This is a genomic window from Azotobacter beijerinckii (assembly GCF_900110885.1).
In the GTDB taxonomy this organism is placed as follows: Bacteria; Pseudomonadota; Gammaproteobacteria; order Pseudomonadales; family Pseudomonadaceae; genus Azotobacter; species Azotobacter beijerinckii.
Window position 1 is genome coordinate 1 of sequence record NZ_FOFJ01000070.1, and the last position, 17,883, is coordinate 17,883.

General features: G+C 66.4%; 15 protein-coding genes and 1 riboswitch. Of the genes, 4 read left to right on the forward strand and 11 right to left on the reverse strand.

The features are described from left to right. Window positions 1-244, reverse strand: a 244-nt coding sequence (locus BMY22_RS20060) for a transposase (protein ID WP_143068566.1), incomplete at its 3' end; no start/stop codon positions are given. A 211-nt stretch (window positions 245-455) separates the two neighbouring features. Here BMY22_RS20060 and sohB point away from each other — a divergent pair. Next, a complete protein-coding gene (gene sohB / locus BMY22_RS20065) occupies window positions 456-1,478 on the forward strand; it encodes a protease SohB (RefSeq protein ID WP_090624991.1) in 1,023 nt (340 codons plus the stop codon). Window positions 1,479-1,717: 239 nt separating this feature from the next. Here sohB and BMY22_RS20070 read toward each other — a convergent pair whose 3' ends face one another. The 4 genes from BMY22_RS20070 to cfa all read right to left on the reverse strand — a co-directional run bounded on the left by BMY22_RS20070 (window position 1,718) and on the right by cfa (window position 5,479). Then, on the reverse strand, window positions 1,718-2,215 hold the full coding sequence (locus BMY22_RS20070; protein WP_090624992.1) for a DUF934 domain-containing protein: 498 nt from the start codon (window positions 2,213-2,215) through the stop codon (window positions 1,718-1,720). Beyond that, window positions 2,199-3,857 carry a nitrite/sulfite reductase gene (locus BMY22_RS20075; protein WP_090624994.1) on the reverse strand — a complete coding sequence of 553 codons (1,659 nt, stop codon included), beginning with the start codon at window positions 3,855-3,857 and terminating at the stop codon, window positions 2,199-2,201. Before BMY22_RS20075 ends, BMY22_RS20070 begins: the two co-directional genes overlap by 17 nt. A gap of 220 nt (window positions 3,858-4,077) precedes the next feature. Then, window positions 4,078-4,296, reverse strand: a complete 219-nt coding sequence (locus BMY22_RS20080; protein WP_090624995.1) for a DUF2970 domain-containing protein — start codon at window positions 4,294-4,296, stop codon at window positions 4,078-4,080. Window positions 4,297-4,315: 19 nt separating this feature from the next. Continuing rightward, window positions 4,316-5,479, reverse strand: a complete 1,164-nt coding sequence (cfa, locus tag BMY22_RS20085) for a cyclopropane fatty acyl phospholipid synthase (protein WP_090624997.1) — start codon at window positions 5,477-5,479, stop codon at window positions 4,316-4,318. A 240-nt stretch (window positions 5,480-5,719) separates the two neighbouring features. Further along, a riboswitch (cobalamin riboswitch) is annotated at window positions 5,720-5,852 on the forward strand. Between the two features lie 105 nt (window positions 5,853-5,957). Here cfa and BMY22_RS20090 point away from each other — a divergent pair. Genes BMY22_RS20090 through BMY22_RS20100 form a run of 3 tightly spaced genes read left to right on the forward strand, consistent with a single transcriptional unit; the run spans window position 5,958 to window position 11,004 of the window. After that, entirely contained in the window at window positions 5,958-10,256 is a 4,299-nt protein-coding gene (locus BMY22_RS20090) for a cobaltochelatase subunit CobN (protein ID WP_244158938.1), read from the forward strand. A gap of 2 nt (window positions 10,257-10,258) precedes the next feature. Next, entirely contained in the window at window positions 10,259-10,711 is a 453-nt protein-coding gene (locus BMY22_RS20095) for a MotA/TolQ/ExbB proton channel family protein (protein WP_090624999.1), read from the forward strand. Beyond that, window positions 10,708-11,004, forward strand: a complete 297-nt coding sequence (locus tag BMY22_RS20100; protein ID WP_090625000.1) for a DUF2149 domain-containing protein — start codon at window positions 10,708-10,710, stop codon at window positions 11,002-11,004. The genes BMY22_RS20095 and BMY22_RS20100 overlap by 4 nt, the downstream gene beginning before the upstream one ends. A 1-nt stretch (window position 11,005) precedes the next feature. On the opposite strand, the gene BMY22_RS20105 is transcribed toward BMY22_RS20100, so the two are convergent. From BMY22_RS20105 to gpmI, 6 genes are all read right to left on the reverse strand, one after another. Further along, window positions 11,006-11,863: an aldose 1-epimerase gene (locus tag BMY22_RS20105; RefSeq protein WP_090625008.1), complete on the reverse strand. Its 858-nt coding sequence runs from the start codon at window positions 11,861-11,863 to the stop codon at window positions 11,006-11,008. 174 nt (window positions 11,864-12,037) lie between these two features. Continuing rightward, window positions 12,038-13,417: an MFS transporter gene (locus BMY22_RS20110; protein ID WP_244158939.1), complete on the reverse strand. Its 1,380-nt coding sequence runs from the start codon at window positions 13,415-13,417 to the stop codon at window positions 12,038-12,040. A 262-nt stretch (window positions 13,418-13,679) separates the two neighbouring features. Beyond that, on the reverse strand, window positions 13,680-14,573 hold the full coding sequence (locus tag BMY22_RS20115; protein ID WP_090625004.1) for an SMP-30/gluconolactonase/LRE family protein: 894 nt from the start codon (window positions 14,571-14,573) through the stop codon (window positions 13,680-13,682). Between the two features lie 43 nt (window positions 14,574-14,616). Further along, a complete protein-coding gene (locus BMY22_RS20120; RefSeq protein WP_090625005.1) occupies window positions 14,617-15,435 on the reverse strand; it encodes an NAD-dependent epimerase/dehydratase family protein in 819 nt (272 codons plus the stop codon). 392 nt (window positions 15,436-15,827) lie between these two features. Next, window positions 15,828-17,009 carry a lactonase family protein gene (locus BMY22_RS20125; RefSeq protein ID WP_208599353.1) on the reverse strand — a complete coding sequence of 394 codons (1,182 nt, stop codon included), beginning with the start codon at window positions 17,007-17,009 and terminating at the stop codon, window positions 15,828-15,830. A 213-nt stretch (window positions 17,010-17,222) separates the two neighbouring features. After that, window positions 17,223-17,883 (reverse strand): 2,3-bisphosphoglycerate-independent phosphoglycerate mutase (gene gpmI, locus BMY22_RS20130; RefSeq protein ID WP_090625007.1); only part of this gene is annotated, 661 nt, incomplete at its 5' end.

Sequence of the window (17,883 nt, forward strand, 5' to 3'; positions counted from 1 at the left end):
TGGTGCCCTGCATTACCGTGCCGGCGATCAGCGAGGTCTGATGCCGGCAGGCCTGGCACTGGAACAACGCATGGGGTCGTCCGCGCACCCGGCTGTAGACGGCTCCATCACAGCGGGGGCAGCGAAACCCTGCCGGCCAGCGAGCCTGCTCCAATGCTGCCGCGCACTGCGCTTGAGTACCGTAACATTTGAGAAACTCGGGCATCGACAGGCCGGGTTGGAACTGGATTCGGTTCATGGACATGGATCGCCCCTCCATGAAGTCTGTTCATATATCCAGTGTAGGCGTTGCCGAGTACCTGTAGGGCTTCTGGCTGAGGCTCATTGCTAATCAGGTGGAGGCTTGGCTTCCTTCTATTGTGTTGGCTGGGACATAACCTGATCGGTATGCTTGAGCGTTTCGACAACGCTCGAGGCCGGGCGTTTTGTTTGTGGGTTGGATCAAGGGGGCGGCTGTGGAGTTTCTTCTCGATTATGCGGGTTTTCTGGCCAGAGCTGTGACGGTGCTGGTGGCCATTTTGCTGATACTGGTCGCTTTCGCGGCACTGCGCAGCAGAGAGCGTCACAAGGGCGATGGGCACCTCGAAGTGCACAAGCTCAACGATTTCTACAAATCCCTGCGCGAAAGCCTGGAGCAGGCGGTACTGGGCAAGGATCGTCTGAAGGCGCAGCGCAAGGCAGAAGCGAAGGCCGAGAAGCAAGCCAAGAAGGCGGGCAAGGAAAAGCCGCGGGTCTTCGTGCTGGACTTCGATGGCGACATCCGGGCCTCTGCCACCGACAAACTGCGTCACGAGGTAACCGCCGTGCTGAGCATGGCCAACCCTCAGGACGAGGTGGTACTGCGCCTGGAAAGCGGTGGCGGCATGGTGCATGGCTATGGTCTGGCTGCTTCGCAGTTGGTCCGTATCCGTCAGGCAGGTGTACCTCTGACCGTATGCGTCGACAAGATCGCAGCCAGTGGTGGCTACATGATGGCTTGCATCGGCGAGAGAGTCCTCTCCGCGCCCTTCGCCATTCTCGGCTCCATCGGCGTGGTGGCGCAGTTGCCCAACGTGCATCGGTTGCTGAAGAGGCACGATATCGATTTCGAGGTGCTTACGGCTGGGGAGTACAAGCGCACCCTGACGGTGTTCGGTGAAAATACCGAGAAGGGGCGGGAGAAATTCCAGGAGGATCTGGAAACCACCCATGAGTTGTTCAAGAACTTCGTCGCCCGTTATCGCCCGCAGTTGTCCATCGACGAGATCGCCACCGGCGAGATCTGGCTGGGGCAGAGCGCGCTGGGCAAGCAACTGGTCGACGAACTGATGACCAGCGACGAGTACCTGGCGGGGCGGGCCAGGGGGGCGGAGCTGTTCCAGCTGCACTATGCCGAGAAGAAGAGTCTGCAGGAGCGTTTCGGCTTGAGCGCTGCCCTGGCTCTGGATCGCGTTCTGCTGAACTGGTGGGAGCGTCTCAACCAGCGGCATTACCAGTAGGCTCATGAAACGAAGAAGCCCCGCCAAGCGGGGCTTCTTCGTTTTGGGCCGGATAGGGCTCAGAGGTTGTGAAAAAATCGAATAGCGCCGCGAGAACCTCTCCAACCACCTTCAGAACGGCGTGCTACGTGAAATGCAGGAGAGTTTGCGGACCAAATAGTCTCACTTTTCACGTAGCGCAACGTTTTAGCGGGGGTTTTGAAGGGGGCTCAGCAGCGGCTTGAATTTTTCACAGCCTCTCAGTCCTGGCGACGCCGAAATAGCGGCGGCAGGTCGACCGCGGCCTGATAGCACACCGAGAAGTCCTGAAGGCTCTGCAGGGCATCGTAGGGATCGCGGTCCGGGCGGATGGCGAAAGCGTCGATGCCGCAGCGTTGCATGAAGAACAACTGGTCGCGCAGCACGTCGCCGATGGCGCGGATCTCGCCTTGGTAGCCATAGCGTTCGCGTAGCAGGCGAGCGCTCGAATAATGGCGGCCGTCGGCAAAGCTGGGGAAGTTCAGGGCGATGACCTTGAAGTGGCCAAGATCCTCGGCGATTTCCTCCACTTCCTCGTCGCTGTCCAGCCATACCCCCAGGCCGCCGTCGCGGACTTTCAGGGCGTGGGCATGTTCGCGCCACAGGGCCAGGGGGACGATCAGATCGTCGGAGTTGGACAGGCCATCAAGCGTGGCGTCCTTGTCCAGCAGGTGCCAGGTTTCGTCGATCACCTGGCCGTTTTTAATGATTCGCTGCATAAACGCGCTCCTTGAACGCTTCGATGCCGATGCGGCGGAAGGTATCGATGAAACGCTCGTCCTCGACGCGCTTTTCCACATAGACGGTGATGATCTTCTCGATCACCCCGGCCATTTCCTCCTGGGCGAAGGACGGGCCGAGGATCTGCCCCAGGCTGGCGTCGCGGCTGGCACTGCCGCCGAGGGACACCTGGTAGAACTCCGCCCCCTTCTTGTCTACGCCGAGGATGCCGATGTGACCGACATGGTGATGGCCGCAGGCGTTCATGCAGCCGGAGATGTTCAGGTCGAGCTCGCCGATGTCGAACAGGTAGTCGAGATCGTCGAAGCGGCGCTGGATAGCTTCGGCGATCGGGATCGACTTGGCGTTGGCCAGGGAGCAGTAGTCGCCGCCCGGGCAGCAGATGATGTCGGTCAGGAGGCCGATGTTCGGGGTGGCGAAGCCCAGCTCGCGCAGCTCGCCCCACAGCTCGAGCAGGCGGGCCTGCTCGACGTCGGCGAGGATGATGTTCTGCTCGTGGGAGTTGCGTACCTCGCCGAAGCTGTAGCGGTCGGCTAGGTCGGCGAGGGCGTCCAGCTGCTTGTCGGTGATGTCGCCCGGGGCTGTGCCGGTGGGTTTCAGCGACAGGGTCACGGCGGCGTAGCCCGGTTTCTTGTGGGCGATCACGTTGCGCGCGCGCCAGCGGGCGAAGCCCGGATGCTCGGCGTCGAGACGGGCGAGGGTAGCATCCTGATCCTCGAGGGCCTGGTAGGCCGGATCGACGAAGCAGCGGCTGATGCGCTCGACTTCCGCTTCGGTAAGGGTGCTCGGGCCGTCCTTGAGGTGGGTCCATTCGGCATCGACCCGTTCGGCGAAGACTTCGGGCGTCAGCGCCTTGACCAGGATCTTGATGCGCGCCTTGAATTTGTTGTCGCGACGGCCATAGCGGTTGTAGACCCGCAGGACGGCATCCAGGTAGGTGAGCAGGTGCTGCCAGGGCAGGAATTCGTTGATGAAGCTGCCGACGATCGGCGTGCGGCCCAGGCCGCCGCCCACCGAGACGCGGAAGCCCAGCTCGCCGGCGCCGTTGCGCACGGCCTCCAGGCCGATGTCGTGCACCTCGATGGCGGCGCGGTCGCTCGCGGCGCCGTTGACGGCGATCTTGAACTTGCGCGGCAGGAAGGCGAATTCCGGGTGGAAGGTCGACCACTGGCGGATGATCTCGCACCAGGGGCGCGGATCGACCAACTCGTCGCGGGCGACCCCGGCGAACTGGTCGGTAGTGGTGTTGCGGATGCAGTTGCCGCTGGTCTGGATCGCGTGCATCTGCACGGTCGCCAGTTCGGCGAGGATCTCCGGGACCTCTTCCAGCTCCGGCCAGTTGAACTGCACGTTCTGCCGGGTGCTGATGTGGGCGTAGCCCTTGTCGTAGTCGCGGGCGATCTGCGCCAGCTTGCGCAGCTGGAGGGAGGAGAGCAGCCCGTAGGGCACGGCCACGCGCAGCATGGGAGCATAGCGCTGGACGTACAGGCCGTTCTGCAGGCGCAGCGGACGGAACTCCTCTTCGCTCAGCTCGCCGGCCAGGTAGCGGCGGGTCTGGTCGCGGAACTGGCGGACCCGGTCCTCGATGATGTGTTGATCGTACTGGTCGTATACGTACATGAAGTGTCCTGTCGGTCAGGCTGCTTACTGCTTTTTCTGCGCGCACGGCCGCGCGCCGCTTTCAGGGCGGTGGATCACGATAGCAGTTCATGGTTATGCGCAAAAGTAATGTTTTTCTATAACAATAGAATTGCTTGTTATGGAAAGTGCTCAAGGGCGATCCGGGTTTTCCGCAGGCAGGCCCGACGCGGCCTGTTCAACGAGGAGCAGGCTGTTCCGTTCAGGGCTGGGCAAGGTGCAGCACCAGCTTGACGATGCCGAACAGGAGCAGCACGAAAAGAAGGGTGAAGAGCACGCCGAGCAGGACGAAATGGCTGGGTTTTCCCCGGGAGAAGTCCCGTGTCCGGTTCTTGCCGCTCTGCACGCCGAGGGCGGCGGCCAGGACGCTGTGCAGCATCTGCCGCCAGGTCAGGGGCTTGTCGTCGCGGTCGTCGTCCATGGGACCTCCATCGTTGGATTCAGAAGAGCGGGCGCCGATAGCCGCCGGGTACGCCGTTCTTCGACAGCACGTACTGCCAGAGCTGGATGTCACGGGCGCGGAAGGAGCCGGCGCAGGACAGCAGGTAGTAGCGCCACATGCGCCGGAACCTTTCTCCCAGCCGCTCGGCGAAGCGTGGCCAGGCTGCCTCGAAGTTGGCATGCCAGGCCATCAGGGTCTTGTCGTAGTCCGCGCCGAAATTGTGCAGATCCTCGAGGACCAACAGGTCGTCCAGCGCGTCGCCGATCTGCCCCAGGGAGGGCAGTTCGCCATTGGGGAAGATGTAGCGGTCGATCCAGGGGTCCGACGTCGAGTGGCGCCGGTTCTTGCCGATGGTATGGAGGAGGAACAGGCCGTCGTCGGCCAGACAGCGGGCGGCGACTTCGAAGAACTGGCGGTAATTCTTGCGGCCCACGTGCTCGAACATGCCGATGCTGACGATGCGGTCGAAGCGCCCCTGGATCTCGCGGTAGTCCTGCAGGCGGAACTCCACGGGCAGGTCGGCGTAGCGCTCTCGGGCCCAGGCCTGCTGTTCCCGGGAAACCGTCACCCCGACGCAGTGCACGCCATGGCGCTCCGTGGCATAGCCCATGAAGCTGCCCCAGCCGCAGCCGATGTCCAGCACCCGCATGCCGCGCTCCAGACCGAGCTTGCGGCAGATCAGCTCGAGCTTGGCCTCCTGGGCCTCGGCCAGATTGTTGGCGTTTTGCCAGTATCCGCAGGTGTAGGTCATGCGCGGGTCGAGCATGGCTGCGTAGAAATCGTTGCCGAGATCGTAGTGAGCCTCGCCGACCCTCCAGGCGCGCCGGCGGTTCTGCAGGTTGAGCAGGCGCGCGCGCAGCGCATGGAAGATCAGCCGGGCCGGCTTGACCTGCCGGTCGACGTTGGCGCGCAACAGGCGACAGAAGAATTCGTCCAGCCGCTCCGCCTCCCAGGCGCCTTCCATGTAGGCCTCGCCCAGCCCCAGATTGCCTTGGGCGAAGATCCGCTCGGGCACGCCTCCGGCCTTGAGCTGCATGTCCCAGGGACGGCTGCCGCCGATGCAGATGTCGGCCCGTTGCAGAAGCTCGACCAACAGGCGATGCAGGCCGGAGTCCTGGGAAAGATAGCTGGACCCGGCGTTGAACGTGAATTCTCGGCTCATGGTTGTTCCGTCCTGAGTTGGCTCTGCCGGATCGGTCTCCGGATGCCACTTCGGAATCTGCCGGCGGCCTGTCGAGGCAATGCGCCCAAGCAAAGTCAGATTAGGCAGGGACGGGCGCGACGGCCAATAATCCGGGATAGGGTCGTCGGAAAACCGTCGGCGGACCGGCCGTCCGCCCGAGGCATTGCGCTTGCTCCGCCGCCATCCGCCGCGTAAGGTGCGCCCCTGCCGGCCTCTGGCCGGCGACATGGAGAGCGCGGTGCCCGGACCCTGGTCCGGGGTAAATGGGAAGTCAGTCCAGGCTGACGCTGCCCCCGCAACGGTAGGGCCGTTCCACGGCCGAGCCCGACACCAGCCCGTTCTCCCGATGCAGGCCGCGGTGGGCGGCCGTGCGGTCGCCAGCCCCGATTGTTCCGGTGTCTTTCCGCCGGCGCTGCGTCCGTTTCGCGTGCCCGCTGCCTTCGACCCGGGACTGGGCATGACCTCTCTTTTTCTCCGCCGCTTCGGCTTGGCCCTGCTGCTCGGGCTGCTCGCGCCCTGGGCGTCTGCGGCACAGCTAAACGCCATCGTTTCCCGTTACAGCGCTGCCGAGTTCGCCGGCGCCGTCGCGCAGTTCCAACGGGGCAATCCGCAGTGGCAGATCAGTGCGCGCACCCCGGAACAGCTCGCCGAGCTCGACGAGCCGGCGCTGCGCACCTGGCTGGGCGAGGGCCGGGCGCTGCTCGGCGTCGGCCTGTTCGGCGCCGAGGTGGAGCGCCTGGGGCCGCTGCTCGGCCAGGTCGCGCCGGCGGACAGCTTCCTCATGCACAGCGAGCACGCCCTGGTGCAGCTCAGTCACAGCCGTGGGCACCCGCTGTTCGCTGCGCGCGAGACGGTCGAGACCCTCGGCCGGCTGCGTCCGCAGGGCGAACTGGCCGGCTGGATCGCCCGCCAGCAGGCCGAACATCCTGCCCAGGCCGAATGGATCGCCGCGCGCAGCTATTGGCAGGCCGGCGGCGTCGACAACATCGCCGGCCTGCTGGCCTGGCTGGCCGCCCGTCACGACGATGCGGTGGCGGTGCCGGCCGTACAGGCGCGTCCGCCGCTGCGCTTCTACCAGCGGGGGGCACTGCGTGCCGAGGCTGAACTGACGTTCGCCGCCGACGGCCTGGTGGCGCTGATCGACCACGGCCGTGCCGACCGTGCCGGCGACCGCGAGCTGAACGACGCCCTCTGCCAGCGCCTGGAAAGCCGTGGCCTGGCCTGCGTCAGCCTGTTCGCCGACTGGGGGCCGGGCTCGGTCGAAGCGGTACGCTGGCTGAAGGAGGGACGCCATCCGCCGCTCGCCGCCATCGTTGTGCTGCAGGACTTCGTGGTCGGCGGCGGCGAAGGCCGCGAGGAGGTCACCGGGCTGTTCGAGCAGCTGAACGTGCCGGTGCTCAAGGGCCTGCGTCTGGAGGATCGCGACGAGACCGGCTGGCAGCTGTCCGGCGACGGCCTGGCGCGCGACAAGGTGCACTACCAACTGGCCATGCCCGAACTGCAGGGCAGCAGCCAGGCCACGGTGCTGGCGGCCTGGCACGAGCGACAGGAGGACCCGCGGTCGGGCATCCGTTTCGGCGTCGCCGCGCCGTTGCCGGCCCAGCTCGACGCCTTCGCCGCGCGCCTCCAGCGCTGGCACACGCTGCAGCGGAAGGCCAATGCGGACAAGCGCCTGGCCATCGTCTATTACAACCACCCGCCGGGCCGACACAACATCGGCGCGGACAACCTCGACGTGCCGCAATCGCTGTTCGAGATCCTCACCCGGCTCAAGGCCGAGGGCTACGACACCGGCCCGCTGCCGGCCTCGCCGGCGGCGCTGCTCGACCTGCTGCAGGAGCGCGGCGTCAACCTGCCGGAGCAGGGCGATGCCCTGGCGGCCATGGCGGACAAGGTGCAGACCCTGAGCGGCGAGGACTACCGCCGCTGGTTCGCAACCCTGCCGGTGGCGCTGCAAGCGGAGATGGTCCAGGGACCGCTGGGCTACTGGCACGCCCAACTGCGCCGCGCCCTGGACAGCGGCCGCAGCGAGATCGCCCGCGGCCTCTTCGACAACGGCTCCGGCGAACTGCATCATGTGCTGGACGGCGTGGTGCATCCGGCGCGCGCGCGCGCCCTGGACCTGCTGGCCCAGCTCGAAACCCTCTACCGCGCCGCCCTGGAGGCGCCGGGGCAGGCCGACTGGGCGCAGGCCGAGGCCTTGGTGCTGGCCCTCGCCGCCACCGGCATCGAGGGGCTGCGCGGCTGGGGAGAGGCGCCGGGACGGGTGATGGTGCAGGGCGAGCGCCTGCTGCTGCCGGGCATCCGCTTTGGCAAGGTGTTCGTCGGTCCGCAGCCGCCGCGCGGCTGGGAGATCGACCAGGAGCTGCTGCACGCCAACCTGGTGTTCCCGCCGCCGCACCAGTACCTGGCCTTCTACCACTGGTTGCGCGACGGCTTCCGAGCCGATGCGCTGATCCACCTCGGCCGGCATTCCACCTACGAATTCCTGCCGCGCCGGCGCGCGGGTCTGAGCGACGAAGATTACCCGATGCAGGTGGTCGGCGACCTGCCGAGCATCTACCCCTACATCGTCGACGGCGTCGGCGAAGGCATCCAGGCCAAGCGCCGCGGCCTGGCGGTGATGATCGACCACCTGACCCCGCCGCTGGTCGCCACCCCGCTGTACGACGACCTGCTGCGCCTGCGCCAGCTGATCGAGAGCTTCGAGGCCGGCAGCGGGCAGGTGGACGGTCCGGCGCGGCGCGCGACCATCGCCGAGATCCGCCGGCTGATCGGCAGCTCCGGGCTGGAGCCGGAGCTGCGCCAGTCGATGGCCGAGCCGCTGGCGGCTCGCGGCATCGGCTTCGAGCAGGCCGACGACGACCTGCTGGTGCACGAACTCGGCCACTACCTGACCGCCATCCAGGAGCGCTTCATGCCCATGGGCCTGCACGTGTTCGGCAAGCCCTGGCAGCCGGAGGCGGTGGACACCCTGATCAAGTCGATGGGCGAGGGCGGCGAGGCCTTCCGCCCGGCGCTGGTCGACTCGCCGCGGGCCGAGATGGCGGCGCTGCTGAATGCGCTGGACGGCCGCTTCGTCGCGCCCGGCAAGGGCAACGACCCGATCCGCACCCCCGAGGCGCTGCCCACCGGGCGCAACTTCCACGCCCTCGACAGCAGCCTCTTGCCCAGCCGCATCGGCTGGCGCATCGGCAGCGAGATGGCGGCCAAGGCACGCGCCCGACCGCTGCCGGCGGACGGCCGCGAGGCGGTGATCCTCTGGGCCTCGGACACGGTGCGCGACGAGGGCGCGATGATCGCCTTCGGCCTCGAGCTGCTCGGCGTCGAGCTGCAATGGAACAGCCGCGGCATCGTCGAAGGCATCCGCCTGCGCGAGCTGGCGCCGGGCGAGCAGCGCCGCGACCTGCTGTTCACCACCTCCGGGCTGTTCCGCGACCTCTACGCCGACCAGCTGGCGCTGCTCGAACGCGCCGTGCTGCTGGCGCTGAACGCTTCTGCCGAGCGCATCCGCCGCGACTACCCAGCCCTGCGCCCGGCGCTGGCCGAGGCGCTGGCGCCGCTTGCCGGTGCTGGCGAGGCCGGCAGCGAGAGCCTGGACGGCAACCGGGTGGCGGCGCACTGGATCGAGGGCGCCGCCGAGCGGCTGAAGGCCGGCCTGTCCGCCGGCGAGGCCGGACGGCTGGCCGCGCTGCGCCTGTTCGGCGTGGCGCCCGGTGCCTACGGGGCCGGCATCAACCGCCTGGTCGAGCGCTCCGGCAGCTGGCAGGAGCGCGGCGAGCTGGCCCGCGCCTACGTCACCCGCATGGGCCACGCCTATGGCCTCGCCCAGCAGGGCGAGGCGGCGCAGGCGGCCTTCGCCGACAACCTCAAGCAGGTGCGCCGTACCTACCTGGGCCGCTCCAGCAACCTCTACGGGCTGATGGACAACAACGACGCCTTCGATTACCTCGGCGGCCTGAGCCTGGCGGTCGAGCAGCTTTCCGGGCAGGTGCCGGAGAACTTCGTCGCCTGGCACAACGATCCGGCCCAGGTGCGCCTGCAGCCGCTGGCGCAGGCGCTGTTGGCCGAGCTGCGCGGGCGCTTCCTCAACCCGGCCTGGATCGAGGCGCTGATGCGCCACGACTACGCCGGCGCGCGGACCATGGGCAGCGAGTTCCTCGAATACCTCTGGGGCTGGCAGGTGACCAACCCGGAGATCATCGGCGACAGCGCCTGGCAGGAGGTCAAGGCGGTGTACCTCGACGACCGCTACCAGCTCGGCCTGGACGACTTCCTCGAACAGGGGCAGAACGTCCATGTGAAGAGCAACATGCTGGCGCTGATGCTGGTGGCGATCCACAAGGGCTTCTGGCAGGCCGACGCGGCCACCGTCCGGCAGCTCGGCGAGCAGTTCGCCCGCCTGGTCGGCGCCCACGGTCTGCCGGGCAGCGGCCATACCCGCCCCGACCATCCGATGCTGCAGTGGCTGCTGCCGCAACTGCCGGCCGAACTGCGCGCCGGCCTCGAGAGCCGCCTGCAGGCTGCGCAGTTGCCGGCGACCGAGGCATCCGCACCGAACACGCTCAGCGAGCTGCAGCCGGCGGCGCAGGATGAGGCGACCGAACAGGGCGCGCAGGCGAAGGCCGATGATGCGGGAGAAGGCGCGGCCCAGGCGGCGGATGAGCGCCTCTGGCTGGCGCTGGCGGGCCTGGTGCTGCTGCTCGGCCTGGGGATCTGGCGCGGGCGCGGCCCGCGCGTTGCGAAAGGAGTGTGAGGATGCTGGACAGTGCGATCTTCGCCTGGATTCACCAACTGGTCGGCTGGCTGCTGGAGCCGGTGACCGTCGCCATGCTGGCGTTGCTGGCGCTGGCGATCTGGGACGTCGGCGTGGCCTGCGGCGAGCGCCTCGGCGGCCTGGCGCGCTGGCGCCGCTTGCCGGCCCCCGAGGTCGAGCGTCGCGCCCGGCGGCGCCTGGAGCGTTCCGACCTGATCGCCCGGCTGGGGCCGATCCTCGGCCTGATGGGCACCCTGATCCCGCTCGGCCCGGGTCTGGCGGCGCTCGGCGACGGCGACCTCAAGGTACTCGGCGTGGCCATGCGGGTGGCCTTCGACGCCACCGTCATGGGCCTGCTCGGCGGCATGGCCGGCTTCGTGCTCGGCCGCCTGCGCCGGCGCTGGTACGACGAACTCCTGGACGCCATGGAGCGCGAACAGGAGGGGGCACGATGAGCCGCTGGCGATCGAGCCGTTTCGACGAGGTGGACACCGACCCGCTCGGCTCGGTGGCCAATCTGGTCGACCTGATGCTGGTGTTCGCCTGCGGCCTGCTGGTGGCCCTGGCCGCGCGCACCGACCTGCTGGCCCAGCTCAGGGCCGAGCGCCAGCCGGTGGCCGTGGAGCAGGGGCGCGAGCTGCCGCACCTGCCGGACAGCCTCGATGGTGCCGCCGGCCAGGGCCTGGAGAGCGTCGGCCAGGTCTACCGCGACCCGCAGACCGGCAAGCTGATCCTGATCGGCAAGTGAGTCACCAGGGGCGATAGTGCATCGACCAGCCCAGGCGCAGGCGCTGTCCGGGCTCCAGCAGGCGGAGTCCCGGCCGGCCCGGCAGGTGGTGGGCGTTGATCGGGTGGCTGACCGGCTCGAAGCAGAAGAACTCCCGCTCCTGCGGGGTGTAGAGCAGGAACAGCCCGGCGCCCTCGGCCCGGCACTCCAGCGTGTAGCCGGCATCCGGCTGGAGGATGCGGCAGCGTCCGTCCCAGCCGTCGAAGGCATGGTCGACCGTCGTCTGCGGCAGGGCGCGCGGCTCGCTGAAGTCCCACTCCGCCGGCAGCGCAACGTAGCGTTCGGGCAACTGGCGGCCGGTCTCGTGCCAGACGCCGCTCGCCGGCGCCTGCAACCGGGTGGCCGGGGTGCGCGGCAGATAGGGGTGCAGGCCGAGGCCGTACCAGGCCGGCGCGTCGCCCAGATGGCGAACTTCCAGCTCCAGGTCGAGCCGGCCCTCGTCGAGGGCGATGTGCTGTTCGGCGCGGTAGGGGAAGGGGCTGGCGCTGTCCAGCACCAGATGGGCGTGTTGCGCGCCATGCTCGAGCGTCGTCCAGGCCTGTTGCCAGGCGCTGCCGTGGATCGGGTAGGGCTCGCCCGGACTGTTGGGCGCCAGCGCCAGCCAGCCGCCCGGGTTGGCGAAGCCGCCGCGGTCGATGCGGTTCGACCAGGGCACCAGGGGGTAGCAGGCCAGCCGGCGCGGACTGCCGCTGGAGAGATCGTCGGCCGACGAGGGGCGCAGCAGGGGCCGGCCGGAATCCACTGCATGCCAGCCGGCCAGGCTGCCGCCGGTCTCCGGGGCCAGGGTCAGGCGGGTCAGGCGGTCTTCCAGGGTCAGCATGGGAACCTCCGAAAACGGGAGCGTGAACATGAAGCGGAGCAGCTCCAGGCAAATTCCAATTCAGGTGCCTGGAGCATGGCAATGCCTTAGCCGAAATGATCGGATACTGCATTTATATTTATTTTACGGCCGCCAGGAATATGAACCCCCCGGCTTTGCCGGGGGATACTTGTTCTATTCTGCTTTCATTCTTTCCAGCGGCACAGGTTTTAGTCTCGGGGTCAGTGTATGGATGGCAAGAAGTGCTAGCAAGTAAGTAGTTCCAGCAACGATGAAAATTGGCTGGTAAGACTTGAATACTTCTAGAATGTAGCCATTGTAAGTCGACATCAACATTCCTCCGATGGCCCCGGCAGTACCCCCTATGCCAATAATGGAGGCTACTGCCTCTTTTGGAAAAAGGTCCGACGGTAAGGTCATCAAGTTGGCCGACCAAGCCTGGTGTGCAGCCGCGGCGCAGCCGATGATCAGGACGGCAAGCCACACATTCGAAACGAACTGAGCGGTGATGATCGGTACAACCATGAAAGCGCAGACGAGCATGGTGATTTTTCGTGCCGCGTTCGCGGAGCGGCCGGCTTTCATTTGTCTTGAAGAGCCCCAGCCACCAATGATCGAGCCGGCATCTGCCAAAATGTAGATGGCAATCAGTGCCGGGCCAAAGGTTTTCAGGTCGAGGCCGTAAGTCTTGCCGAGAAAGTCCGGGAGCCAGAACAGATACAGCCACCAGATCGGATCGGTCAGGAATTTCCCCAGGGCGTAGGCCCAGGTCTCCTTGAAGGTCAGGAGCTTGAGCCAGGAGATCTTCACCGGAGCGGTGGTTTCCGAGGGTATCGAGAGGGCGTCGTCGGCGCGGATATGCGCGAGTTCCGCAGCACCTACTTTCGAATGCTCATGCGGGCGGCGATAGACCAGTAACCAGGCGACCAGCCACAGGGACGTAACTACTCCGATGGAGATGAATGCCGCACGCCAGCCCCAGGCCAGTGTGATGGCCGGAATAAGCAGTGGCGTGATGATAGGCCCCATCGCGGTACCGGCATTGAAAATGCCGGTAGCCTGGGCGCGTTCTTTTTGCGGGAACCATTCTGAAACAGCTTTCAGGCTGGCCGGAAAACTACCGGACTCGCCAAATCCCAAAGTAAAGCGTGCTATGGCAAATTGCACGACTGTGTGGACAAGACCGTGGCCGACGGTGGCAATTGTCCAAATGGTAAAGGCAATTGCATAGCCGACACGTACTCCAAGCCGGTCAATGATTCGCCCGAAAGTTAGAAAGCCAATGGCATAGGCGCACTGAAACCAGAAAACGATGGAGGCATAATCGGTTTCGGTCCACTTCAGATCGGCCTGCAGGGTAGGTTTGAGGATGCCTATCATTTGGCGATCGATATAATTGATGCCGATACCAATGAAGAGGAGTGCGCAAATAACCCATCGATATTTACCGATCAAGGATATTTTAGGTGGAGCAATCTGAGCTGTCATCGCTTTGTCCCAGTTGGTTTTTATTGTATTGCCGGTATAAGGACTCGAAGAAAAACAATCCGCCATCTTTCCTGTGCCTGCCCATCCGGACTATCGAAATGCGGGGATTGCAGTTCTGAGCAGTACAAATCCAGGAAAATTTCCGTTCGGATACTTAGTCGGGGGCTCGTGGGTAGTCGGACGAAGCGCGCAGGGTCAGGGCGCTGGCTAGGCCGGGTAGGCAAAAGGCGAAGGGAAGGGCGAGCAGCAGCTTGTTGTATTTGCCGATCATGGAACGAGTCTCCTGATTGCTTTTGTTGGAGAGGTTGCGGAGTTGCCGGACCCCGGCTCAGCCCCGGAACACGGTTTCCTCCAGGCCGCGAACGCCCGGCTGCAGGGCGAACACTCCGCCGGCCAGAGGTTGATCGCTGAGGTCGATGCCCGACGGGCGGATCGAGGTGACGAACAGGGTGTCGAGGCCAGGGCCGCCGAAGGCGCACATCGCCGGTTTCTTCACCGGCACGGCCAGCGAGCGGTCGAGGCGGCCGTCGGGGGTGAAGCGATGGACCAGGCCGGCGTCGTTGCCGCAGATCCAGTAGCCGCCGTCTTCGTCCACCGCCGCGCCGTCGGGACGGCCGGGATGGCGCTGCATGTCGACGAACAGCCGGCGGTTGTACGGGACGCCGTCGTCCGGGTCGTAGTCGAAGGCCCAGATGGTCTGCACCGAGGGGTGCGAGTCGGACAGGTACATCGTCCGCCCGTCGGGGCTGAAACCCAGGCCGTTGGGGACGACGAGGTCGTCCAGCCAGGGCAGCAGCGGCACGCCGCCGGCATCGCCGACGAAGCGGTAGAGCATGCCGGCGCGATGCCCGGCGGCCATCTCCTGGTGCATGCTGCCGACCCAGAAGCGGCCCTGGCGGTCGCAGCGACCGTCGTTGCAGCGCATCTCGGGCAGGGCGTGGCGAACATCGGCCAGGCGGGAGGCGGCCAGGCGGCCGTCGCCGCCGGGGCGCAGGTGGAACAGGCCGCTCTCCATGCCGGCCAGCCAGCCGCCCGTCGGGTGGCGGGCGATGCAGGCGAGCATTTCGTGAGCTTCCCAGCTCTGCGCGGCGTTGTCCGCCGGACGCCAGCGGTGCAGGCGGCGGGCGGGGATGTCGACCCAGTAGAGGGCCTGTTCGGCCACGCTCCACACCGGGCTTTCGCCGGTGCCGTTGCGGGCGTCGAGAACGAGTTCGGCGTGCATGGCGGCGCTGTCTCTTGTCGTTATGGGCGCGTGTGCGGATCGGTCAGTCGTCGAAGGGGCCGGCGGCGGTGAAGGCGCCGCCCTGGTAGACCGCCACCGGATCGTCCGCCGCCGGGGCGGGCTGGGCCTCGACCTTGGCGCGGAAGCTTTCCGAGCTGTCCTGCGGCTCGAAGCCCAGGTGCGCGGCCAGGCGGTTGTCCCACCACAGGTCGCGGTTGTTCGAGGCGCCGTAGACGATGGTGTGGCCGACATCGGGGGTGAACAGCGCACGGCCGATGAGGTCGGTGAGGTCGCGATAGCTCAGCCAGGTGCTGAGCATCCGACGGTTCTGCGCCTCGTCGAAGGAGGAGCCGATGCGGATGCTCACCGTCTCGATGCCGTAGCGGTCGAAGTAGAAGCTGGCCATGTCCTCGCCATAGGCCTTGGAGAGGCCGTAGTAGCCGTCCGGGCGGTGGACGACGCTGGCGTCGAGCTTCTCGCTCTGCTTGTAGAAGCCAATCGTATGGTTGGAGCTGGCGAACACCACGCGACGGACGCCGTGCCGGCGCGCCGCCTCGTAGAGGTGGAAGGTACCGCGGATGTTGGCCTCGAGAATGTCCTCGAAGCGCCGCTCCACCGAGATGCCGCCGAAGTGGACGATGGCCTCGACGCCCTCGACGAGGGCGTGGACCGCGGCCTTGTCCGCCAGATCGCAGGCGATCACTTCCTCGTGGTCGCCGGCAGCCGGCGCCATGGGGCTGATGTCGGACAGGCGCAGGGTGCGAGCATAGGGACGTAAGGTTTCCCGCAGGACCTTCCCCAGGTTGCCGGCCGCGCCGGTGAGCAGGAGACGATCGAGGACGGGGCGTGCAGGATGGGTCATGGCTGGAGTCCGCTCGGGTTGTTCTTGTGAGTTTGTTATCTGTCGTCGTATGACTCGGCTTGATTATCGGCAGGGCAGGACAGTTTTGTCAACGCCGCACGGCGGGGCGTCGGGCTGTCGGCGGCGGTTGGCAAGGCGTCCAGGTTTGGTGCGTGAAGGCTCGCTTGGCCTGGACTTTCCGGGTTTTTGCCGAGTCATCAGGTAATTGCGGAAGGCTTCGTGCGGTTGTCGTTCGCTACAGGAGGGCGGCGCGAGTCGGGCCGCTTGGCTCTGATGTTATATGATGACTTGGCATGCAGTGGATTGGCGGGTGCCGGCGGGAGTGCGGTTTCAGCGGGGATTGGCGGGGCTGGTGGAACGGCCAGCTTGTCAGACAAGCTGGCCGCGGCGGCTCAGGGGCGGGTGGCGAACTTCACGTCGGAAGGCGAGGGGAAGGGTAGGGTCTGGGTGATCTTTCCGGCCTTGCCGGTGACCGGGTCGCGCTCCATGACGACGATCGCATTGCTGTTCTGGTTGGCGACGAGGATGAAGCGGCCGCTCGGATCGAAGGTGAACTCGCGCGGTTCTTCGCCCTCCACCGAGTGGCGCGAGACCAGGACGAGTTGTCCGTCGTTCGGGTCGATCTGGAAGACCACCAGCTGATTGGCGGTGCCGCGGTTGGTCGCGTAGAGGAAGCGGCCGTCCGGCGAGACGTGCAGGGCGGCAGCCTTGTTCCGGCCCTTGAAGTCCTCGGCGGCCAGCGGGACCGTCTGCTTGAGGGTGAGCTTGCCGTCGGCATAGTCGAAGACGGCGATCGCCCCCAGCATTTCCAGGGTCGCGTAGGCCTGCTTGCCGGTCGGGCCGAACACCAGGTGGCGCGGCCCCGAGCCTTCGGGCAACTGGACGAAGGGCTGCTTCGGGTTGGCGGTGAGCGGGTGCTCCGGGTTGGCCGCCGGGTCGTAGCGATAAATGTAGATCTTGTCGGCGCCGAGATCCTGGGCGAGCACGTAGCGCCCATCGGGCGACTCGACCGCCGAATGCACGTGGGGCGACTTCTGGCGCTCGGGATTGGCCTGGCTGGCGCGATGGGTCTTGACCTGGCTGACCGGCTGCAGCCGGCCGTCGCGGTCCACCGGGATCACCACCAGGGTGCCGCCCGGATCGGCCGCCACCGAATAGTTGGAAACGAACAGGTGCGTACCGTCGGTGCTGGCACTGAGGTGCGTCGGTTCGGCGCCGAGCGATTTCACGTCGTTGATTTTTTCCAGGCTACCGGTCGTCGGGTCGACGCGGAACGAGGTGACGCGGCCGACGACGTCGTGCTGGCCGGGACCGTTCTCGTTGACGGCGTACAGGTAGTGGCGGTCGGGCGAGAAGGTCAGCCAGGAGGGGTTTTCCGCTTTCACGACCTGGAGCGGTTCGCTGGCAATCGTCCCGGTCTGGCTGTCGAAACGGTGTACGTAGATGCCCTCGCTGGGGCCGGCCGTGTAGCTGCCAATCCAGAGCGGATAGGTTTTCTCCGCGGCCATGGTGCTGAAGGGCAGGGCTGCGAGCATGCACAGCGCGGCAGCACGATGCGACGATTTTCTTATCATGGGGGTGACTCGCCTTTGAGCATGGAATTTATTGTTGTGGTCGGGTCATGCGCTGAACTCCGCCGACTTCGCGAAAGCCGGCGGAGTTCGTTTCGGTATGAACAGCATCGACCCGAGGCATGCCATTCAGTGCTGCCTTAATGGAGTAGCAGCTTTTGCCGGGCGCGGTTTCGGAACCTATTCAGGGGCCGTGGCGCGTCGGGGAGCAGTCTCTCAGGCCGGCTCGACCAGCGGACGGCCGGTCATTTCCTTCGGCTGCGGCAGGTCGAGCAGCTTCAGCATCGTCGGCGCCACGTCGGCCAGCACGCCGCCGTCGCGGAGGCGCAGCGCTCGCCGGCCGACATAAATGAACGGCACCGGCTCGCAGGTGTGCGCGGTGTGCGCCTGGCCGGTGCTCTCGTCCTCCATCTGCTCGACGTTGCCGTGGTCGGCGGTGATCAGCGCCTCGCCGCCGACCTTCTCCAGCGCTGCGACGACCCGTCCGAGGCAGGCGTCCAGGCATTCGACCGCCTTGACCGCCGCCGCGAACACCCCGGTATGCCCGACCATGTCGCCGTTGGCGTAGTTGGCGACGATCACGTCGTAGCGCTGCTGCTCGATGGCCTCGACGAGCCGGTCGGTGACCTCGGGGGCGCTCATCTCGGGCTGGAGGTCGTAGGTGGCGACCGCCGGCGAGGGGATCAGGATGCGCTCCTCGCCCGCGAAGGGTTCCTCGCGGCCGCCGGAGAAGAAGAAGGTGACGTGGGCGTACTTCTCGGTCTCGGCGATGCGCAGCTGGGTCTTGCCGTGATTGGCCAGGTACTCGCCGAGCACGTTGGTCAGTGCTTCCGGGGCGAAGGCGCAGGGCGCCGGGATGCTCGCCGAATACTGGGTG

Coding starts and splice junctions, on each gene's coding strand:
- BMY22_RS20100 (WP_090625000.1), top strand. CDS start 10,708: ATGAGCCGCTGGCGATCGAGCCGTTTCGACGAGGTGGACACCGACCCG.
- BMY22_RS20125 (WP_208599353.1), bottom strand. CDS start 17,009: ATGATAAGAAAATCGTCGCATCGTGCTGCCGCGCTGTGCATGCTCGCA.
- BMY22_RS20095 (WP_090624999.1), top strand. CDS start 10,259: ATGCTGGACAGTGCGATCTTCGCCTGGATTCACCAACTGGTCGGCTGG.
- BMY22_RS20080 (WP_090624995.1), bottom strand. CDS start 4,296: ATGGACGACGACCGCGACGACAAGCCCCTGACCTGGCGGCAGATGCTG.
- BMY22_RS20070 (WP_090624992.1), bottom strand. CDS start 2,215: ATGCAGCGAATCATTAAAAACGGCCAGGTGATCGACGAAACCTGGCAC.
- BMY22_RS20075 (WP_090624994.1), bottom strand. CDS start 3,857: ATGTACGTATACGACCAGTACGATCAACACATCATCGAGGACCGGGTC.
- BMY22_RS20110 (WP_244158939.1), bottom strand. CDS start 13,417: ATGGCGGATTGTTTTTCTTCGAGTCCTTATACCGGCAATACAATAAAA.
- BMY22_RS20115 (WP_090625004.1), bottom strand. CDS start 14,573: ATGCACGCCGAACTCGTTCTCGACGCCCGCAACGGCACCGGCGAAAGC.
- cfa (WP_090624997.1), bottom strand. CDS start 5,479: ATGAGCCGAGAATTCACGTTCAACGCCGGGTCCAGCTATCTTTCCCAG.
- BMY22_RS20090 (WP_244158938.1), top strand. CDS start 5,958: ATGACCTCTCTTTTTCTCCGCCGCTTCGGCTTGGCCCTGCTGCTCGGG.
- BMY22_RS20120 (WP_090625005.1), bottom strand. CDS start 15,435: ATGACCCATCCTGCACGCCCCGTCCTCGATCGTCTCCTGCTCACCGGC.
- BMY22_RS20105 (WP_090625008.1), bottom strand. CDS start 11,863: ATGCTGACCCTGGAAGACCGCCTGACCCGCCTGACCCTGGCCCCGGAG.